The organism is Gemella sp. GH3 (assembly GCF_013415425.1).
Lineage (GTDB): Bacteria > Bacillota > Bacilli > Staphylococcales > Gemellaceae > Gemelliphila.
Genome location: NZ_JACBYC010000202.1, coordinates 1 through 16,862, shown reverse-complemented (window position 1 = coordinate 16,862; position 16,862 = coordinate 1). Strand labels below are relative to the sequence as shown.

At 28.5% G+C, this 16,862-nt stretch carries 21 protein-coding genes; all 21 read left to right on the top strand.

Annotated features, from left to right (window positions below):
• The first annotated feature begins 12 nt into the window (after positions 1–12).
• A complete protein-coding gene (locus tag HZY83_RS07350) occupies positions 13–834 on the top strand; it encodes a distal tail protein Dit (RefSeq protein WP_179943399.1) in 822 nt (273 codons plus the stop codon).
• Positions 834–5,537 carry a phage tail spike protein gene (locus tag HZY83_RS07345; RefSeq protein ID WP_179943398.1) on the top strand — a complete coding sequence of 1,568 codons (4,704 nt, stop codon included), beginning with the start codon at positions 834–836 and terminating at the stop codon, positions 5,535–5,537. The genes HZY83_RS07350 and HZY83_RS07345 overlap by 1 nt, the downstream gene beginning before the upstream one ends.
• Positions 5,537–5,977, top strand: a complete 441-nt coding sequence (locus HZY83_RS07340) for a DUF1366 domain-containing protein (RefSeq protein WP_179943397.1) — start codon at positions 5,537–5,539, stop codon at positions 5,975–5,977. Before HZY83_RS07345 ends, HZY83_RS07340 begins: the two co-directional genes overlap by 1 nt.
• On the top strand, positions 5,958–6,095 hold the full coding sequence (locus HZY83_RS07335) for a CD1375 family protein (RefSeq protein ID WP_179943380.1): 138 nt from the start codon (positions 5,958–5,960) through the stop codon (positions 6,093–6,095). The genes HZY83_RS07340 and HZY83_RS07335 overlap by 20 nt, the downstream gene beginning before the upstream one ends.
• A 107-nt stretch (positions 6,096–6,202) precedes the next feature.
• A complete protein-coding gene (locus tag HZY83_RS07330) occupies positions 6,203–7,327 on the top strand; it encodes a Fic family protein (protein WP_179943396.1) in 1,125 nt (374 codons plus the stop codon).
• A gap of 66 nt (positions 7,328–7,393) precedes the next feature.
• Complete coding sequence (locus HZY83_RS07325; protein WP_179943395.1) at positions 7,394–8,482, top strand: hypothetical protein; 1,089 nt, start codon at positions 7,394–7,396, stop codon at positions 8,480–8,482.
• A gap of 3 nt (positions 8,483–8,485) precedes the next feature.
• Positions 8,486–8,779: a hypothetical protein gene (locus HZY83_RS07320; RefSeq protein ID WP_179943394.1), complete on the top strand. Its 294-nt coding sequence runs from the start codon at positions 8,486–8,488 to the stop codon at positions 8,777–8,779.
• The gene (locus tag HZY83_RS07315) at positions 8,772–9,023 is read left to right on the top strand and encodes a phage holin family protein (protein ID WP_179943393.1); all 252 of its coding nucleotides are present in this window, start codon (positions 8,772–8,774) and stop codon (positions 9,021–9,023) included. Before HZY83_RS07320 ends, HZY83_RS07315 begins: the two co-directional genes overlap by 8 nt.
• A gap of 302 nt (positions 9,024–9,325) precedes the next feature.
• Positions 9,326–9,589, top strand: a complete 264-nt coding sequence (locus HZY83_RS07310) for a hypothetical protein (RefSeq protein ID WP_179943392.1) — start codon at positions 9,326–9,328, stop codon at positions 9,587–9,589.
• Positions 9,586–10,080, top strand: a complete 495-nt coding sequence (locus HZY83_RS07305) for a hypothetical protein (protein ID WP_179943391.1) — start codon at positions 9,586–9,588, stop codon at positions 10,078–10,080. The genes HZY83_RS07310 and HZY83_RS07305 overlap by 4 nt, the downstream gene beginning before the upstream one ends.
• Positions 10,081–10,132: 52 nt before the next feature.
• A complete protein-coding gene (locus HZY83_RS07300) occupies positions 10,133–10,822 on the top strand; it encodes an SH3 domain-containing protein (RefSeq protein ID WP_179943390.1) in 690 nt (229 codons plus the stop codon).
• Positions 10,823–11,031: 209 nt separating this feature from the next.
• Positions 11,032–11,193 carry a hypothetical protein gene (locus HZY83_RS07295; protein ID WP_179943389.1) on the top strand — a complete coding sequence of 54 codons (162 nt, stop codon included), beginning with the start codon at positions 11,032–11,034 and terminating at the stop codon, positions 11,191–11,193.
• Between the two features lie 5 nt (positions 11,194–11,198).
• Positions 11,199–11,786 (top strand): hypothetical protein, encoded by a 588-nt coding sequence (locus HZY83_RS07290; RefSeq protein ID WP_179943388.1) that lies wholly within the window; start codon positions 11,199–11,201, stop codon positions 11,784–11,786.
• A 272-nt stretch (positions 11,787–12,058) separates the two neighbouring features.
• A complete protein-coding gene (locus HZY83_RS07285) occupies positions 12,059–12,556 on the top strand; it encodes a JAB domain-containing protein (protein ID WP_228098476.1) in 498 nt (165 codons plus the stop codon).
• A gap of 92 nt (positions 12,557–12,648) precedes the next feature.
• Positions 12,649–13,080: a GNAT family N-acetyltransferase gene (locus HZY83_RS07280; RefSeq protein ID WP_179943386.1), complete on the top strand. Its 432-nt coding sequence runs from the start codon at positions 12,649–12,651 to the stop codon at positions 13,078–13,080.
• 162 nt (positions 13,081–13,242) lie between these two features.
• Positions 13,243–14,061 (top strand): ABC transporter ATP-binding protein, encoded by an 819-nt coding sequence (locus HZY83_RS07275; protein ID WP_179943385.1) that lies wholly within the window; start codon positions 13,243–13,245, stop codon positions 14,059–14,061.
• Position 14,062: 1 nt separating this feature from the next.
• Positions 14,063–14,296 carry a hypothetical protein gene (locus HZY83_RS08505; protein WP_228098475.1) on the top strand — a complete coding sequence of 78 codons (234 nt, stop codon included), beginning with the start codon at positions 14,063–14,065 and terminating at the stop codon, positions 14,294–14,296.
• A complete protein-coding gene (locus tag HZY83_RS07270) occupies positions 14,297–14,833 on the top strand; it encodes an ABC transporter permease (protein WP_228098474.1) in 537 nt (178 codons plus the stop codon). It begins immediately after the preceding gene.
• A 1-nt stretch (position 14,834) separates the two neighbouring features.
• The gene (locus HZY83_RS07265; protein WP_179943384.1) at positions 14,835–15,623 is read left to right on the top strand and encodes an ABC transporter permease; all 789 of its coding nucleotides are present in this window, start codon (positions 14,835–14,837) and stop codon (positions 15,621–15,623) included.
• A gap of 442 nt (positions 15,624–16,065) precedes the next feature.
• Positions 16,066–16,269 carry a lactococcin 972 family bacteriocin gene (locus tag HZY83_RS07260; RefSeq protein WP_179943383.1) on the top strand — a complete coding sequence of 68 codons (204 nt, stop codon included), beginning with the start codon at positions 16,066–16,068 and terminating at the stop codon, positions 16,267–16,269.
• Positions 16,270–16,347: 78 nt separating this feature from the next.
• The coding region (locus HZY83_RS07255; protein WP_179943382.1) for a hypothetical protein at positions 16,348–16,862 on the top strand (515 nt) is incomplete at its 3' end.

Genomic DNA, 16,862 nt, shown 5'->3' with positions numbered 1-16,862 from the left:
AAAGGAGTAGTAATGACTTTTTACAATTTTATAGATACAACTCAGAGTGCTATTATCAATAGCTATGCTAATAAGCTACATACTAGTTTTAACGGAAAAGTTTTAGACAGAGAAGTCCCATATTTTAAAACTTTAACTGTTCAAGGGAGAACTCTTATTGGTAGAGAAGTTCAAACTGCTTCTTTACCGGGAAGAGATGGGGCTGTAATTTTAGATAATAAACTTCCACTAAGGAATATCTTATTAAAATATCAAATAGATGCTCCTAATACCGCAGAGTACAGAAGAGCGACTATAATACTTAATAATTTTTTACATTTCAAAGAAGAGTGTAGCTTAATATTCTCAGATGAGCCTAATTATTATTTTAAAGCAATAGTAACTAATGTTTCTGATTTAGAAGAAGTTAGTAATTCTATGGTAGGTACAATAACGTTTACTTGCTATGATCCTTGGAAATATTCAACTAGCGAGAATATAAATAAAACTTCTACTGGAAGCATTAATGTTGATTTTATACCCTTAGAGTTAGTGAATGTTGATTTTGTCCCAGAGCTCATCACTGTAAAAGTGAAAGATAATGTCTCTAAAGTTATTATATACAATAATAGTTTAGGTTTAAAAATAGTAATAAATGGAACTTTTGTAGTAAACGATGTCATACATATAAGATTAAATGAAGAATATCCGGTAACTATAAATGGTAAAGGTAAAACAGAATGGATTGATTTTATAGAGACGGATTTTGATTTTTATATAAAGAATGGTAATACAATTTCTGTTACTCCATATAGTTCTGAATTAACAATATCTATTAAAGGGAAGGCTATATAATGATTTACTTATTTGATAACAAAGAAAATTTAATAAAAGTTGTAAATCCGTTAGAATGTGTGTACGAAGAAGAAATTAATGCCGTACAAGTTCTAAGGGCTAAGATTATGTTTACTGCAGATTTATCTAAAATTTATTACTTAGGTCATAAAGATCCTCAAAATAAATCTACTTTTCATTTATATAGAGTGGAAGAATTAAACAAAAATACGGATAAAACTGTGTATATAACGGCTATTCATACGTTTTTTGATGATATGAATAGTGATGGATATATTAAAGATTACCGCCCAAATAATAGAACTATTACGGAAATTGTCAATAAAATTCTAGATGGAAGTAGCTGGAAATTAGGGGTGCTGAAAACACAAAAACGAATCACTACTAATTTTTACTATGTTAGCAGAAAAGAAGCTTTGTCTAAATTGATAGAAATCTCTCAAGTAGAAGTTAGACCAAGAATTATTTATAAAAAAGGAGCAATCCATGAAAGGTACTTAGATGTTTTTGACCGTATAGGACAAGATAGCGGTCGAGTATTTGTGCATGGAAAAGATTTAATATCAGTCAATGAAAAAGTTTCAAAAGTATTTTATAGTGCAGCAGTAGGCCGCGGTAAAGGAGAAGAAATACAGGATAGTGAAGGTCAAGCTACAGGGGGCTATGGTCGTAAGATAAATTTTAGTGATGTAGTATGGCGTACAGAGTTAGGACATCCTGTAAATAAACCTCTTGGTCAAGAGTGGGTAGAGCTACCTAATATTACCTCAGAATATGGTCTTGATAAAGGAAAAAAAGCAAGATTGAAGATAATTGAATTTGGAGAGGAAGAAGATCCAGAGAACCTGCTTCAATTAACTTATGATTGGTTAGTTAACAATAGTCGCCCTCAAGTAGAATATAGTGCCGATGTCCTAAGTGTTGGGAATCTAAACTTAGGGGATACTGTAGGCGTCGCCAGAAAAGAATTAGGAATAAAATATAAAACTAGAGTTTTTAAAATAGAACGTAATCTTGTTAATAGAAAATTATCCAAGTTTATATTAGGTGATAAGATTACGACTTCTCCTTTTTCAAGACAAAATGAGATTTCAAAAAAAATAGATAATTTAGAGAATAACACTATTTACTGGTTAGACAATTTAAAACAAAGAATCGTAGATAATATAAATAGTGATAATGGCTATAATTATGATTTGAAACCAGGAAATGAGTATAACTTACCAGCTGGACTTTATTCATTTAACAAACCTATTAACGAGAATCCGACTAAAGTTATTTACATAGGTTCTGGGAGAATGGCTATCGCTAATTCTAAAAATGCTCAAGGAGATTGGAACTGGTCAACTTTAGCTGACGGGGACGGGATAACCCTAAATGCTGTGAATAGTGGGATATTAAGAACAGGAAGAATAGAAAGTGCTGACGGTAGAAGTTATTGGGATTTAGATAACGGTGTTTTTAAAATGGATTTAAGGCAAAATAAAGAATTACAAAATATAGTTGAAGAAAAAGTAACGGATAAGGTAAATGAGATAGATCTAAATATTCCTAAAGCTGTTGAGACAGAAATATCAAATCGTAAGCTGGAGTTTATTCCATCTTATGCATGGGCTAATAGTCCGGATGGAGTAAGAGATTTCACATCCGTTGGAACAAGTCCTACTGCTAAAATTGTAGTTAAAAATAGACCAAGAATAAATTTCACAAATGACAATGATATTACGGACGTTTGGCAATCAAATATTCCAATTAAGTTAAAACCTAATACAACTTATACGATGTCTGCTAGATGTAGAGCTGTTACAAAAACAAACGGTTACTTAGCTGATAGTTTGGAGATAAATATAAGAAGTGAGCACTTCCCTGATAACTTCGATTATTCAATTTTTAGCGATATAAAAAGAACATCAGGTCAAGAATATTTAGAGTTTACAAATCCTACTTATGAGATAAAACATACTACTTTTACTACCGGTAATATAGACCCTAGTCAAATATTTAATATACGAGGTATGTTATACCCTGAGGACGGTAGTTGGCTCGGAGCTGGGATTGACTGGTATGTTTTGTGCGAAGGTAATAAGACTTATAACGATTACCCTACTAATGAACCTAGTCAATTCATGAGATACAGATATTTTGGTACAGGTAGGGGTGTAAATAAACCTGATTCTCCTAGAGATTATGAATGGATGGATGTAACTAGAAGAACGCCTGCCCAAAAGAATATTTTTATAAAATATTCTAATAATCCTGATGGAAGCAATTTTTTTAATTCAGCAGAAGGACAACCTACTTATATGGGGACAGCTATAACTACATCTAACACAGCTCCTACTGATAAAGAATCTTATAAATGGGCTAAAATTAAAGGTGATGACGGAGTAATACCCGATAGGAACTTACTTATAGCGACAGAATTTAAAAATTTGAGTGATGTTAATCTTGTTAATACTTTAAATGCTAAATTAAATGTTAATGATTACAATGGTCACAATTCTATTGAATGGCAAGCGTCTAACCTTGCTGCAAATGGTTGGCGAGGGATAACAGTCAATAGTAGTATTAATTCGCTGAAAAGAGGAAATAAAATTGTAATTAGACTGCCTATCTACATATTTAACGATGTCGCTGTTGACGGCGGTATAAAATTAAGATTGAAAAATCATAAAAAAAATACAACTCTAAAAGAATTTAATTTGAGTGAAGGTACTCCAACCAATCAGTGGTTCATCAAAGAATTAAAATTCACTGCCGAAAATAATTTTAATTTTGAAGATTATAATTCTTTCTATATTTCAATTGAAAAAAATGGGCATGTCAAAATAGCTGAGCCGTATATGTCATACGGTTCGGAAGTACCGAAAATGTGGAGTCCAGCTCTTATTGACTTACAAGGTCATTCTTTGACTGGGAATTTAAGACTTGAGGGAAGTTATTTAAATAATAATTTGACTGGATTTAAAGCGTTTGTTGATGTTTATTATGATGGAAGCAAGATAACATCAGGTTTTACAGTAAAAACAAAATATAAAGGTATAGGAATGTCTGCTTGGACAGAATTTAAAAATACAACATACAATTCTGATGGTTATTTGCATAATTTAGCATTTCCTGATGGTGTTAGAGATGGTTCGTCATTTGAAGTTATAGCATTAATATCATACAAGGATTTAAACGTTGTTGCTAATGCTAGACTTGATAACACAGTTGATGTACGTGTTCTTAAAGAAACTGTTGAAAAGATAAGAGATTTTCAAAGTGATATAAATGGACTTAGGTCAAGTGTAGGAGAGGTAACTAATAAAATAGGAACTGTCGAAAATTCGGTACACGAAACTGTTTCTTTGATTGAACAGACTAAGAATAGTATTACCTTATCTGTCGCTGATGCGGAGAAAAGATTATCTATACTTGAACCTAGGCCGAATATAGCACAGTTTCAAGCGGATGTAATAACTGGATCTGACCAGTACCACCCTGTTATTGAAGATTTAGAAGCGTATCAATTATATACATTAGTATTTGATGTTGGTAACTTACAATCTGGGGTAGATTTAAATCCCCGTATATATAATTCAATAGATGCTAAAGGTCAATCTTTAATTGATAAAGATAATGTATTTGTATTTAGTTATAATCCAGAGAAACTCCCAAAAAATAGAAAAATTAACTTATATCCTTTAAATGATAAGGTTAATGTTAAAAATGTAAGAATATATAAAGGAGATTGGGCTTGGTGGTTTAAAAAAGATAAATTAGCCACTAACGATGATGTCAAATCGGCAGTTGAAGTAGGAATAAATAAGGTAGCTATTAAAACCGTAGAAAAAGGAAAAGTTATTGCAGAGATTAATCAATCCAGAGAAGGTACTAAGATTTCAGGAGGGGCAATTGTTGATGATTTATATGGTAAAACAATAACAGGAGCTACTATTCAAGGAAATTCTAAAATAAAATTAGGTACACATGGATTTCTACAACCTGTAGAAAACGGACTACAAATAAATGCTCCAGCTACTAGCAACGCTAATTATGGTGTGGGATTACAAGTATTAGGCCAAGGCTATTCAAAAAATGGTAAGAATTATCCCAAAGGATTATTTATTTATCCAGATGATAATTTTTCAGTAGGAAGTACTACATACAGAACTAATGAAGTACTATTGACTGTAAATGGTATGATTGAATTTTCGAGTTATAGAGACGGTAACGGTAATCAATTCGAAGGTTATGGGATACCTACAAGAAAGTCTGCCGATAAGAATGGGGCGCCTATTATGTATATGTATCACGATTGGCAGGAAGGATACGAGACTTTAAGTTATTTCAGATCTGGAGGATGGGTTACTGTTAGACCTGAGTCTAACTCTGATGTGCGCCTAAAGAAAAATATACAATCCACTAAAGTTAATGCTAGTAGTGTTATTAAAAATATAGATTTTGTAGAGTTTGATTGGAAAGATGCTAAAAAAAGACGAGAAACTTTAGGAGTTATAGCCCAACAACTAGAACAGTTAGACCCTACATTAATTGATAAAATTAAAGATGAAGACAGTAGATACATTTTGAATAGCCCTAAAATTCTTATGTATGCACTAAAAGGTGTTCAGGAATTAATTGAACAAAACCAAAAATTAGAAGATAGGATGTCTATTCTTGAATCTAAATTTAAACTTTTATTAAAGGAGAATGAATAATGAGGTTAATATTAAATAATAGCTATAATGTTTATAAAGATGATACACCAACACATACTGTTGCCAGTGTGTCTTTGGAGAGTGACAAACAAGATAGTGGTAATTTGTTTATACACTTAAATAAAGTTGTCACTGAGAACGATGAAATATTAGAATTAGTTAAGAAAAAACTATATGACGGATTATTCCCGGTTAGAGCGACAAACGAAAGCATTGAAGAAATCAAAGCGGATTTACTTGAATTTAAAGAGAAAACTGTCGCTGAGATTACTAGTAAAATTTCAGAAATGGGAGAAATGCAAAGACTATTAACATTAACAGTAAATGACTTATTAAAAGAGGAGGATGAAGCAGATGATAATGGAGATGAAGATTTTAGCGAAGGAATCGAAGAAGATGGTAAAAAGGACAGTAAAGGGGGTGAAAGCAATGAGAATTAATTATTACGCAATGCAAATTGATAAAGGTTGGATTACAATTGACGATGTGCCTAAGAAATATCGTGAAAAAGTACGACAGTTATTAAATTATGCAGATTCAAAAGAGCAAGAGGATTAATTTCCTCTTGTTTTTTGTGTGATATTAAAAGTATTTCTATTGATTTTTATACTAAAAACATTTATAATATAAAAATAATTTAAAATTATCTTAAGGAGTGATTTTCTATGTTAAAAGGAGTTTTAAAACTTCCTGTTATAGTTAGTGATAAAGAGGCGCTAATAATATTTAAAAAATTATCAGCCATTAATAAAAAAATTGGAAAACTTGATGTTAGCTTAAAAAAATCACTTATTAATAGTTCTCTCTTAAGCTTGTTAATGTATAATGAATCAGTTCAATCTACAAAAATTGAAGGAACGCAAGTGACTTTTCATGAAATTATGGAGAGTCAGAATAGAAAAAATAAATCTTTGGAAGAAATAGAAGTTGAAAATTACAGAAAAGCTATTAAATTTGGGGTTAATGAAATAAAAGAAGGAAGCGTAATAACAAGTAAATTGATAAAGAAATTACATACTATATTGATGGATAATGCAAGGGGTACGACTGCTAATAAAGGAGAATTTAGAAAAATTCAAAATCATATAGGACCAGATGAGAAAATTGAAAATGCTACGTATATACCTATTAATGCAAATGAAATACCTGAATACATGACAAATTTAGAGTATTTCATTAATGGAGAAATGCATAGAGATTTTCAAATTGAAATTCAAGATAATAATACATCACTGGATCATTCTATAGATTCTCTTTTAAGAATATGTATAATGCATGCTCAATTTGAATCTATACATCCATTTTTAGATGGTAACGGTAGGTTAGGAAGAATTTTAATAGCTTTAATGGCTGTACAAGAAGAAATAATGGATTCTCCTTTATTCTTTGTTAGTGAAGAACTAGAAAAAGAGCGCATTAGATATTATAACTCTTTAAATGGAACTAGAGGAGATGATCCAGATTGGATTACTTGGATACATTTCTTCCTAAATGCTAGCGAAAGAATGGCCGATAAAATTCTAAAAAAAATTGATGATTCTGACAACTTAGCGTTATATGGGTTGTCTAAATGTAAGACAGAAATTCAAAAAAATGTATGGTTAGAAACATTTAAACATCCTATTGTTACATCAAATATAATTTCTAAAATTACAGGAAATCATCAAAGTACGGTAAAAAAAGCTTTGGATAATTTAGTAGATTTAGGTTTATTAGATAAAGATAAATCAATGAAAAGAAATGTTAAATATTACAATTATGATTTATTAAGAATTATAAGTCAAAGTTAAAATGAAAATTATTAAGTCAACTAAAATAGTTGGCTTTTTATTATGTCAAAAAAAAGGAGACAACAAATGGCAAAATTATTTAATAGTACAAATATTAAACAAATAGACGGCGGTCAAGTAATTAAGCAAGGCGATTATTCAAGTAATTTTAAATTTAACTTGCTAGATGAAAATAATAATCCTGTATCTGATATTAACGGAGAAAAGGCAGCTGTTGTGTTATGCGATAGTCAAACGTCAGAAGTCTTTTACAACCGACAATCCGTTGTAGAAGACGGAGCAGTTGAGTTTAAAATATTAGAACGACTCCCAGTAGGTAAGTATTATGTAGAAATCCACGCAGGCGGGTACATATTCCCGAGCAACAACAAATTCAGAATCGTTGTTAATCCTAGTTCAAAGTTTGAGAAACTAAAAGAAAACAATTCTTATTTTGATATCGATACTGCTGGCATAGAGGCAGTTATTACTAATTATTCTAAAATTAATTATGATGGGTTGCCGAAAGTTATTGTTCGCAGTTTAAAATCCAAAGGAGATTCAGTGGCTGATTTAAGACTATACTTAATATCAAAAATCAATGATTTGTTGGAAGAAGAAGCTTATGGTTTGGAGCAAAATATCAATATATCTAATTTAGATTTTGCAAATTATGAAAAATTACTCAAGACATTAAATGAGTGTGATGAATCAAAACTAGCCTACGATCATATTACAGATTTTATGAATTTTAAAAATGACGCTATTTTGTGCTATGTACATTCACAACAAGAACTTGATTCGCTTGTTCAGAGAGTCGAATCTGGATTGTCTGAGCTTAAATTTGACGCAAACCGTGAATGTATCTATGAGCATAATATTGAGATTAGGTTTAGTAATGATAACAATTATGTTAATATTGATGTACCTGACTTGTCGAATGTTAGCGAATTATGTGCAACTTTTGATATTGAATATTTAAAAGATAGTACAGTTAAATTATTTGAACAAGGGCAAGTTACTTTTGAAAGCACTGATACATTTGTACCGAATATTGGCGGTACTGCTAGGGGAGTTATAGCATTTAACAAGATTGAAGATTTTAATAATATATACATTGGTTGTTATAACGATGTAATTTTATCAAATTTAAAAATTTGGGGAGTTAGGGGGTAGCACATGACAATTACAGAAGTTGTAGCTTTAGTATCAGTAATTATCGCTTTTATTACGTTGGCGATTAATTTTAAAAATAGAAGTGATGAGCAACTTATTAAAATTGATAAATTAGAGCACATAGCTAAAAATAATGAAAAAATTATAGAAAAGCAAGATATAAGAATACAACGTTTAGAGGATAGAGATGATGTAATAATTAGATTAGACGCTAATTTAGAATCTATAACTAAAAAAGTTGATATTTTAGATAAGAAATTTGATAGAACATTTCTAGGAGGTAATAAAAATGGATAACTTGCAAGCATATATTAATTTTGAAATAGTAGCGTTTTGTCTACTATTTGGGAAAATTATTAAGGACAGTACGCCTATTAAAAATAATTTAATACCTATTATCTTAGGAGTAGTAGGTATTTTATTTTGTATAGGATTAAAACAAGAACTATCGTTCCAGGTAATTATTACTGGGTTAGTAAGTGGTTGGATGTCAACTGGTGTACACTCAGTTGTTAAAGGTGTTAGTGATGTTAGGGAATGATATTAAACATATTTAAAATATGTTATAATTAGTTTGGAAGGTTAACATAAGATTTTAGAAGTAGAAAAGGCACTCTACACACCTATATGGTACCTGAGATGTTGGATACGCCGCCCAACCTAAAATCGAAGTTAACCCACTTAGAGAAGAATTTAATGTTCTTCTCTTTTTTTGTTTGCAAAGTCAACTTAATGATTTTTTGGAATTAAGGATAAAAACATTTTCAGAAACTAAAAAATTGATTTTCACATTTTAATATTATAATATTTAGGTATAAAATTATAATAGGAGGAGTAGTTAAAATGTTTATAAATCAATTAAGAGAATTATCTAATCACAATATAAATGCGTTTGTAGCAGTATGTATATGGTTTTTAACTGTTTATATTTTTTATTCTTTACTAAAACAAACTAGGGAAAATTTTAAGCAACAAATGATATATCATTTGAAAAATTATAGGTTGCAACTTGAAGATAAAAATAAAGATATAAAAGAGAAAAATATTAGAATTCATAAGCTAGAAAATTTGATTATGACTAGTCCAAAAGGAGGAAATAAAAAATGAATATTTTAACTTATTCTACTATTTTTATTATAACTGTAATTCCGTATATATATTTAAAGAAAAGAACTTTACAAACTTTAGAAAGGTGTAATTTTTTAAATGTATTATATACAGCTAGATTTAATAAACTAGATATAGATTACTTAGAAAATGACTATCCTAATGTTCATCGTATAATAAGTAATGTATATAATGTTACTGACAGAGATATGACATTTGAAGAGATAGAACAATCTAGTATAAATTTATCTGATCATATAATAGATGATTTTAATCAGGAATTAAGGAATATTATAAAGTATGGAAGTAGTATGGATAGAAGCATATTAAGGTGGTACTTTAGTTTAATGTGCCACATGTACGTGTTTAGAAATCCTTATAAAATTTTATTTTTAAAATTTGTTTTTAAATTTTTACCAAAGCATAAAGTAGCTGAAGTAAAAAAAGAAAAATGTAGAAAAATAGATAAGATAGACTTTTGTTTAATATAAAATCAAAGCTAACTAGAAAACTAGTTGGCTTTTTATTATGGAGGTAAAAAATATGGTGACACAAACTCAAGCTATTAATTGGACGAAGAGTAAGATAGGAGGTAGAGTTGACTGGGACGGATATTATGGCTCTCAGTGTGTAGATTTAATAATGGCTTATGTTGGTGAACTTTGGAAAGGTAGAGTGAATGGTAATGCTATTCATTATGTTAATAATACCTTACCTAACGGGTTTAAAAGATATAAGAAAGGTCAAGTAACAATTCAACCAGGAGATATAATTGTATGGAATATGACATTACCTTGGGGGCATATAGGAATATGTACTGCAGTTAATGGCAACCTACTTACTTGTGTAGAACAGAACGTAGATGGTAATGCAGACGCATTAACAAGAGGTGGCCCTGCTAGAGTAGTAAATAGATATGATAGTTTAGTAGCTGCAATAATAAGACCACCTTATACTATTGATTCAGCAAACAATAGAAACTGGACAAGAGTACCAGAACAATGGCATTTTACTGTTGAAGTTGATGAGCTTAATGTTAGAGAAGCACCTAGCTTAAATAGCAAAGTCGTAGCGACTTACAAAAAAGGAGATATAATAAACTATGATAGCTATTGTATAGCAAATGGTTTTGTATGGATTAGTTATATAGGATCAAGTGGTCAAAGAAGATATGTAGCTACAGGAATATTTACAAACAATAGAAATCAAATGGATTATGGTCATTTTAGATAGATAAGTTTTAAGGGAGTAACGTTTTGTTACTCCCTTTTTTATTTGCAATATACTAATGTATTGTACACATATGTTCTGACATAGTTTGATTTAGTACCCGTATATCCCTATTTGAGTTTAAGATGTTCTCATTTGTATACAAAAAATGTTGCATTTATACACGTTATATAGTATTATATATTAAAGATATTATTCAGGGAGGGATTATTATGGCGACATCAAGTTTTAAGAAAAACTTCGCTGTAAGTAAAAAAAACATTAACAAGTTCGTTAATAAAATGAGTGAAAATGTTAAACCTACGATTAAAAAAGATTTTAATTCAAAGTATACTACTATTGAAGATTTAAAAAATCAGAAAGGAAGTAGGTAGAATAATTGGGCAATTATATAGTTATTTCTTTGAATGATTTTTATGAAAATCTTAATAAAGATAAAGTTTTATTAAACGAAGTATTTAGGAAGTTCTCTTGTCGACGCGAAAAAGATTTAGAGAACTTTTTACATTGTAAAGCATTAGATTATGAGTTGTCAGATTTTGGGAAAACTTTCTTATTTTTTGATAAAGATAAATTTTTATCTGAAGATTATGATGTACTAGCATTTTTTACCATAGGATATACATCTATAGATATTAGTAGCATATCTAAAAAGAAAAAGAGAAAGATGTTAGGGAATTATCCAGGAAGAGACAGGTTGAATAACATTCCTGCATTTTTAATAGGGCAGCTCGGAAAAAACGATAATCATATTAATTATATGAGTGGGGAAGTAATTTTAAATGAGGCTTATTCGACAATTAAAAAAGCTAATGTTATTATAGGTGGAAAATTATTGGTTCTAGAATGTAGAGGAAAAATGTTTGAAAAATTTTATAAGAAATTTGAGTTTACTAAACTATATGAAGAATCTGATAAAGATGGGTTGTTAACTCTTTATAAAAAATTAAATTTTAAAAATGACTAATGAGTAGATTTTAAGGGAGCGTAATTGCTCCCTTTTTTATATTTTTTAAAAATTTGCATTTAAAAATAATTAATGCTATAATGAAAGTCCAACATGATAACCGTTTGAATTTTTTCAAACAATCAAGCCCACTGTAATGGTGGGCTTTTTTAGTGCCTAAAAAGTGCCGATTTTTTAGAAAAAGTATTAAAAATTTGTAATACACAAATAGTATTGTCTTTAATTATTATGTAGCGGAAATGCTATTATATCAATGCTTTGTTGGTATTATTTTGAATTGTGTTAAAATATGTTTAATGCTAATGTTGATAACTTGTAATAATCCTAAGGTAGTAGCTAATTATTTAAGGTATAAGTTACAGGAACTAAAACAGGAAATATTTTTAGTAATAGATTTAGATGTAAAAGGAAAGATAATAGAGGAGAGAGAAGTATTTAGAGGAAGTTTAGATATGTCTTTGATTCATCCTAGAGAGATTTTTAAAAATTCAATAAAAAATAGTGCAGCAAGTATTATATGTGTTCATAATCATCCGTCTGGCGATGCAACACCATCATTAGAAGATATAAAAACTACTTATAAGTTGTTAAATGTAGGAAATATCTTGGGAATAGAAGTTCTAGATCATATTGTAGTAGCTAGAAGCGGTTATTGTAGTCTAAAACAAGTTTTAAATATTTTAGGGGATAATAATGTGTCATACGAGAACTTTTCTAAAAATTATTTTGAAAGTATAATCAAAAATCATAATTTAGTAAAAAAATATTAAAATAGAATTTAATTTTTTGTTAAAGATATTAAAGTACGCTTTTATATGCTATAATTTTTTGTGTATGTAATTATATCGTTAAGGAGAAGTATATGATTGAACTAAGGAAAATAGATGACGATAATTTTCAAGATTGCCTTTCTTTGCGTACATCTGTTAAAAATAAAAATTATGTAGATGAAGTTGTTTATTCTTTTGCTGAAGCATGGCTAGATTATGAATATTATAATTTATTTGCGATTAATTTAAATGACAAGGTTATTGGCTTTGTATCTATGTATACAGAGGAAGATCATTATCAAATTATTAATTTTTTAATTGATGATGCTTTTCAAAATAAAGGATATGGAAAAGTAGCAGCAAAATTGTGTATAGATTATTTAGCATACGAATTAAATGCAACTCAAATATCGCTACCTGTCTACAAGGATAATGAACAAGCTCTATACTTTTGGCAAAAGTTAGGATTTTATATTTCAGAAAATATAGAAAGTGATTATCTTTGGTTAAGACTTAATATATAATGTTTGATTTTATTATGTATTTAAATAGAATATACTTAAATTAATTTTAAAATTTTATTGTAAAATATATTGATATTTTTTTTTTTTTGATACAATAGGAATAATTTAAGTAAATTTAAATGAGTGTTAGTATAAATTAACTTAAATTTATATATTTAGGAGATGGATTTTGTGGATATAATTATTGTTGATAATTTAAAAAGAATTTTCAAATCAAAAAACAATGAATTTGTAGCGTTAAAAGGGATAAACTTTTCAGTAAAAGAGGGTGAAATTTTTGGTTTACTTGGACCAAATGGAGCAGGAAAAACTACTACTATAAAAATTTTAACAACGATGTTGGCACCAAGTGAAGGAAATGCTAAAATTTTAGGTTTTGATACTTTCAAAGATTCTAAAAAAGTTAGAGAATACATTAATTTTGTTTTTGGAGGAGAAAGAAGTCTATATTGGCGTCTTAGTGCTAGAGATAACTTAGCGTACTTTGCTGATCTTTATAAAATACCACGAAAAAAGCAAAGTGAATTAATTGAAAGTTTGATACAGCGTGTAGGACTTAGTGAATTTATTGATAAAAGAGTGGAAAACTTTTCTAAAGGTATGAAACAAAGATTACAAATCGCACGTTCTTTATTAAATAATCCTAAAATAATTTTTTTAGACGAACCCAGTATTGGACTAGACCCAGTAGGAGCAATGGAACTTCGTGAACTTATAAAACAATTAGCTAAAGATGGTGTAACTATATTGTTGACTACTCATTATATGCCAGAAGCAGAGGAACTTTGTGATAGAATTGCGATAATAAAAAAAGGTGAAATAGTTGCATTAGATAATGTAGTAGGACTACAAAATTTAGTTTCTTATGAGCGAAAAGAAGAAATAAAAGCGAAAAAAGCACGAGAACAAGAAGAAAGAAATAAGAAAAATTTAGAAATAACATTGGAAGATATTTATATAGAATTGTTAGGAGAGAAGTAATATGAGAGCTATTTTAATGAGTGCAAAAGTACAGATGAAACAATCAATAGCACGTCCAATGTTTAGATTTTGTGTTTTTATTAGTCCAATACTAAGTGGAATATTATTAGGAATGATTTATCAAAATCGTAGTACTAGCGATTTTATGTTATATGCTTTTATAGGAGCGGGAATTAGTACATTTTGGGGAAGTATTTGTTTCTCATCAGCAAGTGATATGGATAGAGAAAAATGAATGGGAACAATGCCAATGATTTTCACTTCTCCGATAGGATTTGAAAATATAATATTCGGAAAAATAATAGGTAATACATTTTGGGGTGTGTTTAGCTTTGGATTAAATATGTTAACTGTAAAAATCTTCTTTAATATAAGTATAGTATTTTCTAGCTTTTCATATTTTATATTAATAACAATTTTAATGATAATTTCTATGATAGCAGTCGGTTTTATGATGGCAGGATTATTTACTTTATCAAGGAAAATAAGCTTACTTATGAATGTTATTGATTATACAATAATAATGTTAACTGGAATGATTTTTCCAATATCAATTTTTCCAAAATTTGTTCAATATATTTCGTATTTGTTGAGTCCAACGTGGGCGATGAAAGGATATAAATTAGCTGTCCAAGGTGGAAGTAGTGAACAATTCTTAAAAATATCACTAATACTTGTTTTTATAACTATCATTTATTTTATTATAAGTTTTGTTTCATTTAGAAAAATTAAGAAACTTTGTGTAATAAAGGGAACATTGGAGGTATTTTAATATGGAGAATGTGTATAGATTTTTTAGAAGAATTAGCTTTTCATATAAAATGGCTTCCGTATTAAGTGATTGGCGAACATTTTTTACTATTGATTTATTAGTTCCTTTAATGCAAATGATGTGTTACTCACTAGTTGGATACTATGTTTATGGTGCAGAAAATATTGAAAAATGGGTTATAAGTAATGCGATAGTAACAAGTGCATTTTCAGCAATTTATAGAGTAGGGCTTCAACTAGCAAGAGAGCGAGCAAGTGGAACTCTATCATTAATGATTGCGACAAAAACGAGTATTTTCGAAATTTTGTTATCAAGTGCAATTTCTACTATGTTTTTGAGTTTTGTATCAGTAGTTTCTGGGGTAAGTATACTTAGTTTATCATTAGGATTGGCTTGGACTGGACAAAAGATATTGGAATTTATTTTAGTATTAATACTTGCAATTTTTGTGGCTACTTGTTTTGGATTTTTATTCTCTTGTTTTATACTATTGACAACAGAACTTCACTTAGTAACTAATACAATTGACAAAGTATTATTAATATTTACTGGAGCAAACTTTCCAGTAAGTAATTTTCCATATTTTGTAGAACAATTTTGTTATATGTTGCCATTAACTCGTTCAATACTATTAGCACAAAAATTAATAAGTGGTGAAAGTGTAATTACAAATTTATATCTTATCCATGGAGAATTAATTTTAGCATTTATATTTTTAATTTCAGGAGTAGGTATTTTAAAATTTATGGAAAAGTTATCTATAAAAAATGGAACTTTAGATATGTTGTAAATAGTAATAATCTTTAAAATTATATAAAAAACAATTAAGTTGTATCGTTTTTATACAGCTTTTTTGTTTTTATTAGGATTAGTTTTTAAAAAATATATAAAAAGATAACTGATATTTTTTTATTTATTACTAATAATTGTAGTTTTTAAGTGTTTTATAACATAAATTAAAAATATATAAAGTAATATTCTTATAATTTAATTAGTAGTATATTATAATATGTACAATTTAATGTTTAAAAGAGCAAAAATATATTATATAAATATATTTTTTGATATATAACATATTGATTGACAATAGAATATAGAGAAGAGTATTATATGATTGTAAGCGGCTACAACAAATAAAGGAGATTAAATATGAAAAAGAAACTTACGGGTATTTTTATTACATTATTAACAGTTGCTGCAGTATATACATCTACAGCTTATGCACTTGATCAATGGAAAGGGGGCATTGGCACTATTATACTAAAGATGGTGATATTCATTCTGACTATCAAAACCATTATATGACGCACTCTTCTGCTGTAAGAGTTGGGGATAGAACAAATAGTAGTGGATGGAAATCTCCTGGTCATTGGGCATTTGCCTCAATGGCTACAAGTTGGTTCAAAACATCGCAAGCTTATTATAATGTGTTATAAAAAATATTAATAGTTAATTTGCTTAGGATAAATATTTAGTAAATAATATTTATCCTTTTTTAGATAAGAGGTAGTAAAATGAAAAAAATATGGAGTATATTATTTTTAGTAGGTTCATTCTTTATTTTAATATTAAGTATATTCTTTTTCTCAATGAAAGAAGAATATGATAGCGTATATTTTAGTAATACTAGCAATTTGATGATAACAATTAGATATATTAAATCAAATAGTAGTTCAGAAGATATATTCAAAAATTTAGAACAATTTGCTAAAGATAATAAAATAAATATATACAGACAGTCAACTAAGGAAGATATTGTATCCCAATATAATAGAAATATTTACGTATCTATTGGAGATAAAGAAAGGTTTATAAAAGCTTTACGCATAAAAAATAAAGATATTAATATAGAAAATATTAATCTAAAAGAAACAGATCTTGAAATATTTAACAATGTAAAAATTAATGTGAAAAATCTTTCAAATTCTTTTGATGAAGGTATTGTGGGGTTTTATTATTTTGAAACAGATAAAGAGAATTTTAATTATGTAAAACAAAAATTAGAAAATCTTAATATAGAATATAGTGA

Excerpts from the sequence above, each read along its gene's own strand:
- HZY83_RS07325 (WP_179943395.1), top strand. The coding sequence starts at position 7,394 with ATGGCAAAATTATTTAATAGTACAAATATTAAACAAATAGACGGCGGT.
- HZY83_RS07315 (WP_179943393.1), top strand. The coding sequence starts at position 8,772 with ATGGATAACTTGCAAGCATATATTAATTTTGAAATAGTAGCGTTTTGT.
- HZY83_RS07270 (WP_228098474.1), top strand. The coding sequence starts at position 14,297 with ATGGGAACAATGCCAATGATTTTCACTTCTCCGATAGGATTTGAAAAT.
- HZY83_RS07275 (WP_179943385.1), top strand. The coding sequence starts at position 13,243 with ATGGATTTTGTGGATATAATTATTGTTGATAATTTAAAAAGAATTTTC.
- HZY83_RS07330 (WP_179943396.1), top strand. The coding sequence starts at position 6,203 with ATGTTAAAAGGAGTTTTAAAACTTCCTGTTATAGTTAGTGATAAAGAG.
- HZY83_RS07340 (WP_179943397.1), top strand. The coding sequence starts at position 5,537 with ATGAGGTTAATATTAAATAATAGCTATAATGTTTATAAAGATGATACA.
- HZY83_RS07345 (WP_179943398.1), top strand. The coding sequence starts at position 834 with ATGATTTACTTATTTGATAACAAAGAAAATTTAATAAAAGTTGTAAAT.
- HZY83_RS07305 (WP_179943391.1), top strand. The coding sequence starts at position 9,586 with ATGAATATTTTAACTTATTCTACTATTTTTATTATAACTGTAATTCCG.
- HZY83_RS07260 (WP_179943383.1), top strand. The coding sequence starts at position 16,066 with ATGGAAAGGGGGCATTGGCACTATTATACTAAAGATGGTGATATTCAT.
- HZY83_RS08505 (WP_228098475.1), top strand. The coding sequence starts at position 14,063 with ATGAGAGCTATTTTAATGAGTGCAAAAGTACAGATGAAACAATCAATA.
- HZY83_RS07350 (WP_179943399.1), top strand. The coding sequence starts at position 13 with ATGACTTTTTACAATTTTATAGATACAACTCAGAGTGCTATTATCAAT.
- HZY83_RS07265 (WP_179943384.1), top strand. The coding sequence starts at position 14,835 with ATGGAGAATGTGTATAGATTTTTTAGAAGAATTAGCTTTTCATATAAA.
- HZY83_RS07300 (WP_179943390.1), top strand. The coding sequence starts at position 10,133 with ATGGTGACACAAACTCAAGCTATTAATTGGACGAAGAGTAAGATAGGA.
- HZY83_RS07280 (WP_179943386.1), top strand. The coding sequence starts at position 12,649 with ATGATTGAACTAAGGAAAATAGATGACGATAATTTTCAAGATTGCCTT.
- HZY83_RS07310 (WP_179943392.1), top strand. The coding sequence starts at position 9,326 with ATGTTTATAAATCAATTAAGAGAATTATCTAATCACAATATAAATGCG.
- HZY83_RS07295 (WP_179943389.1), top strand. The coding sequence starts at position 11,032 with ATGGCGACATCAAGTTTTAAGAAAAACTTCGCTGTAAGTAAAAAAAAC.
- HZY83_RS07320 (WP_179943394.1), top strand. The coding sequence starts at position 8,486 with ATGACAATTACAGAAGTTGTAGCTTTAGTATCAGTAATTATCGCTTTT.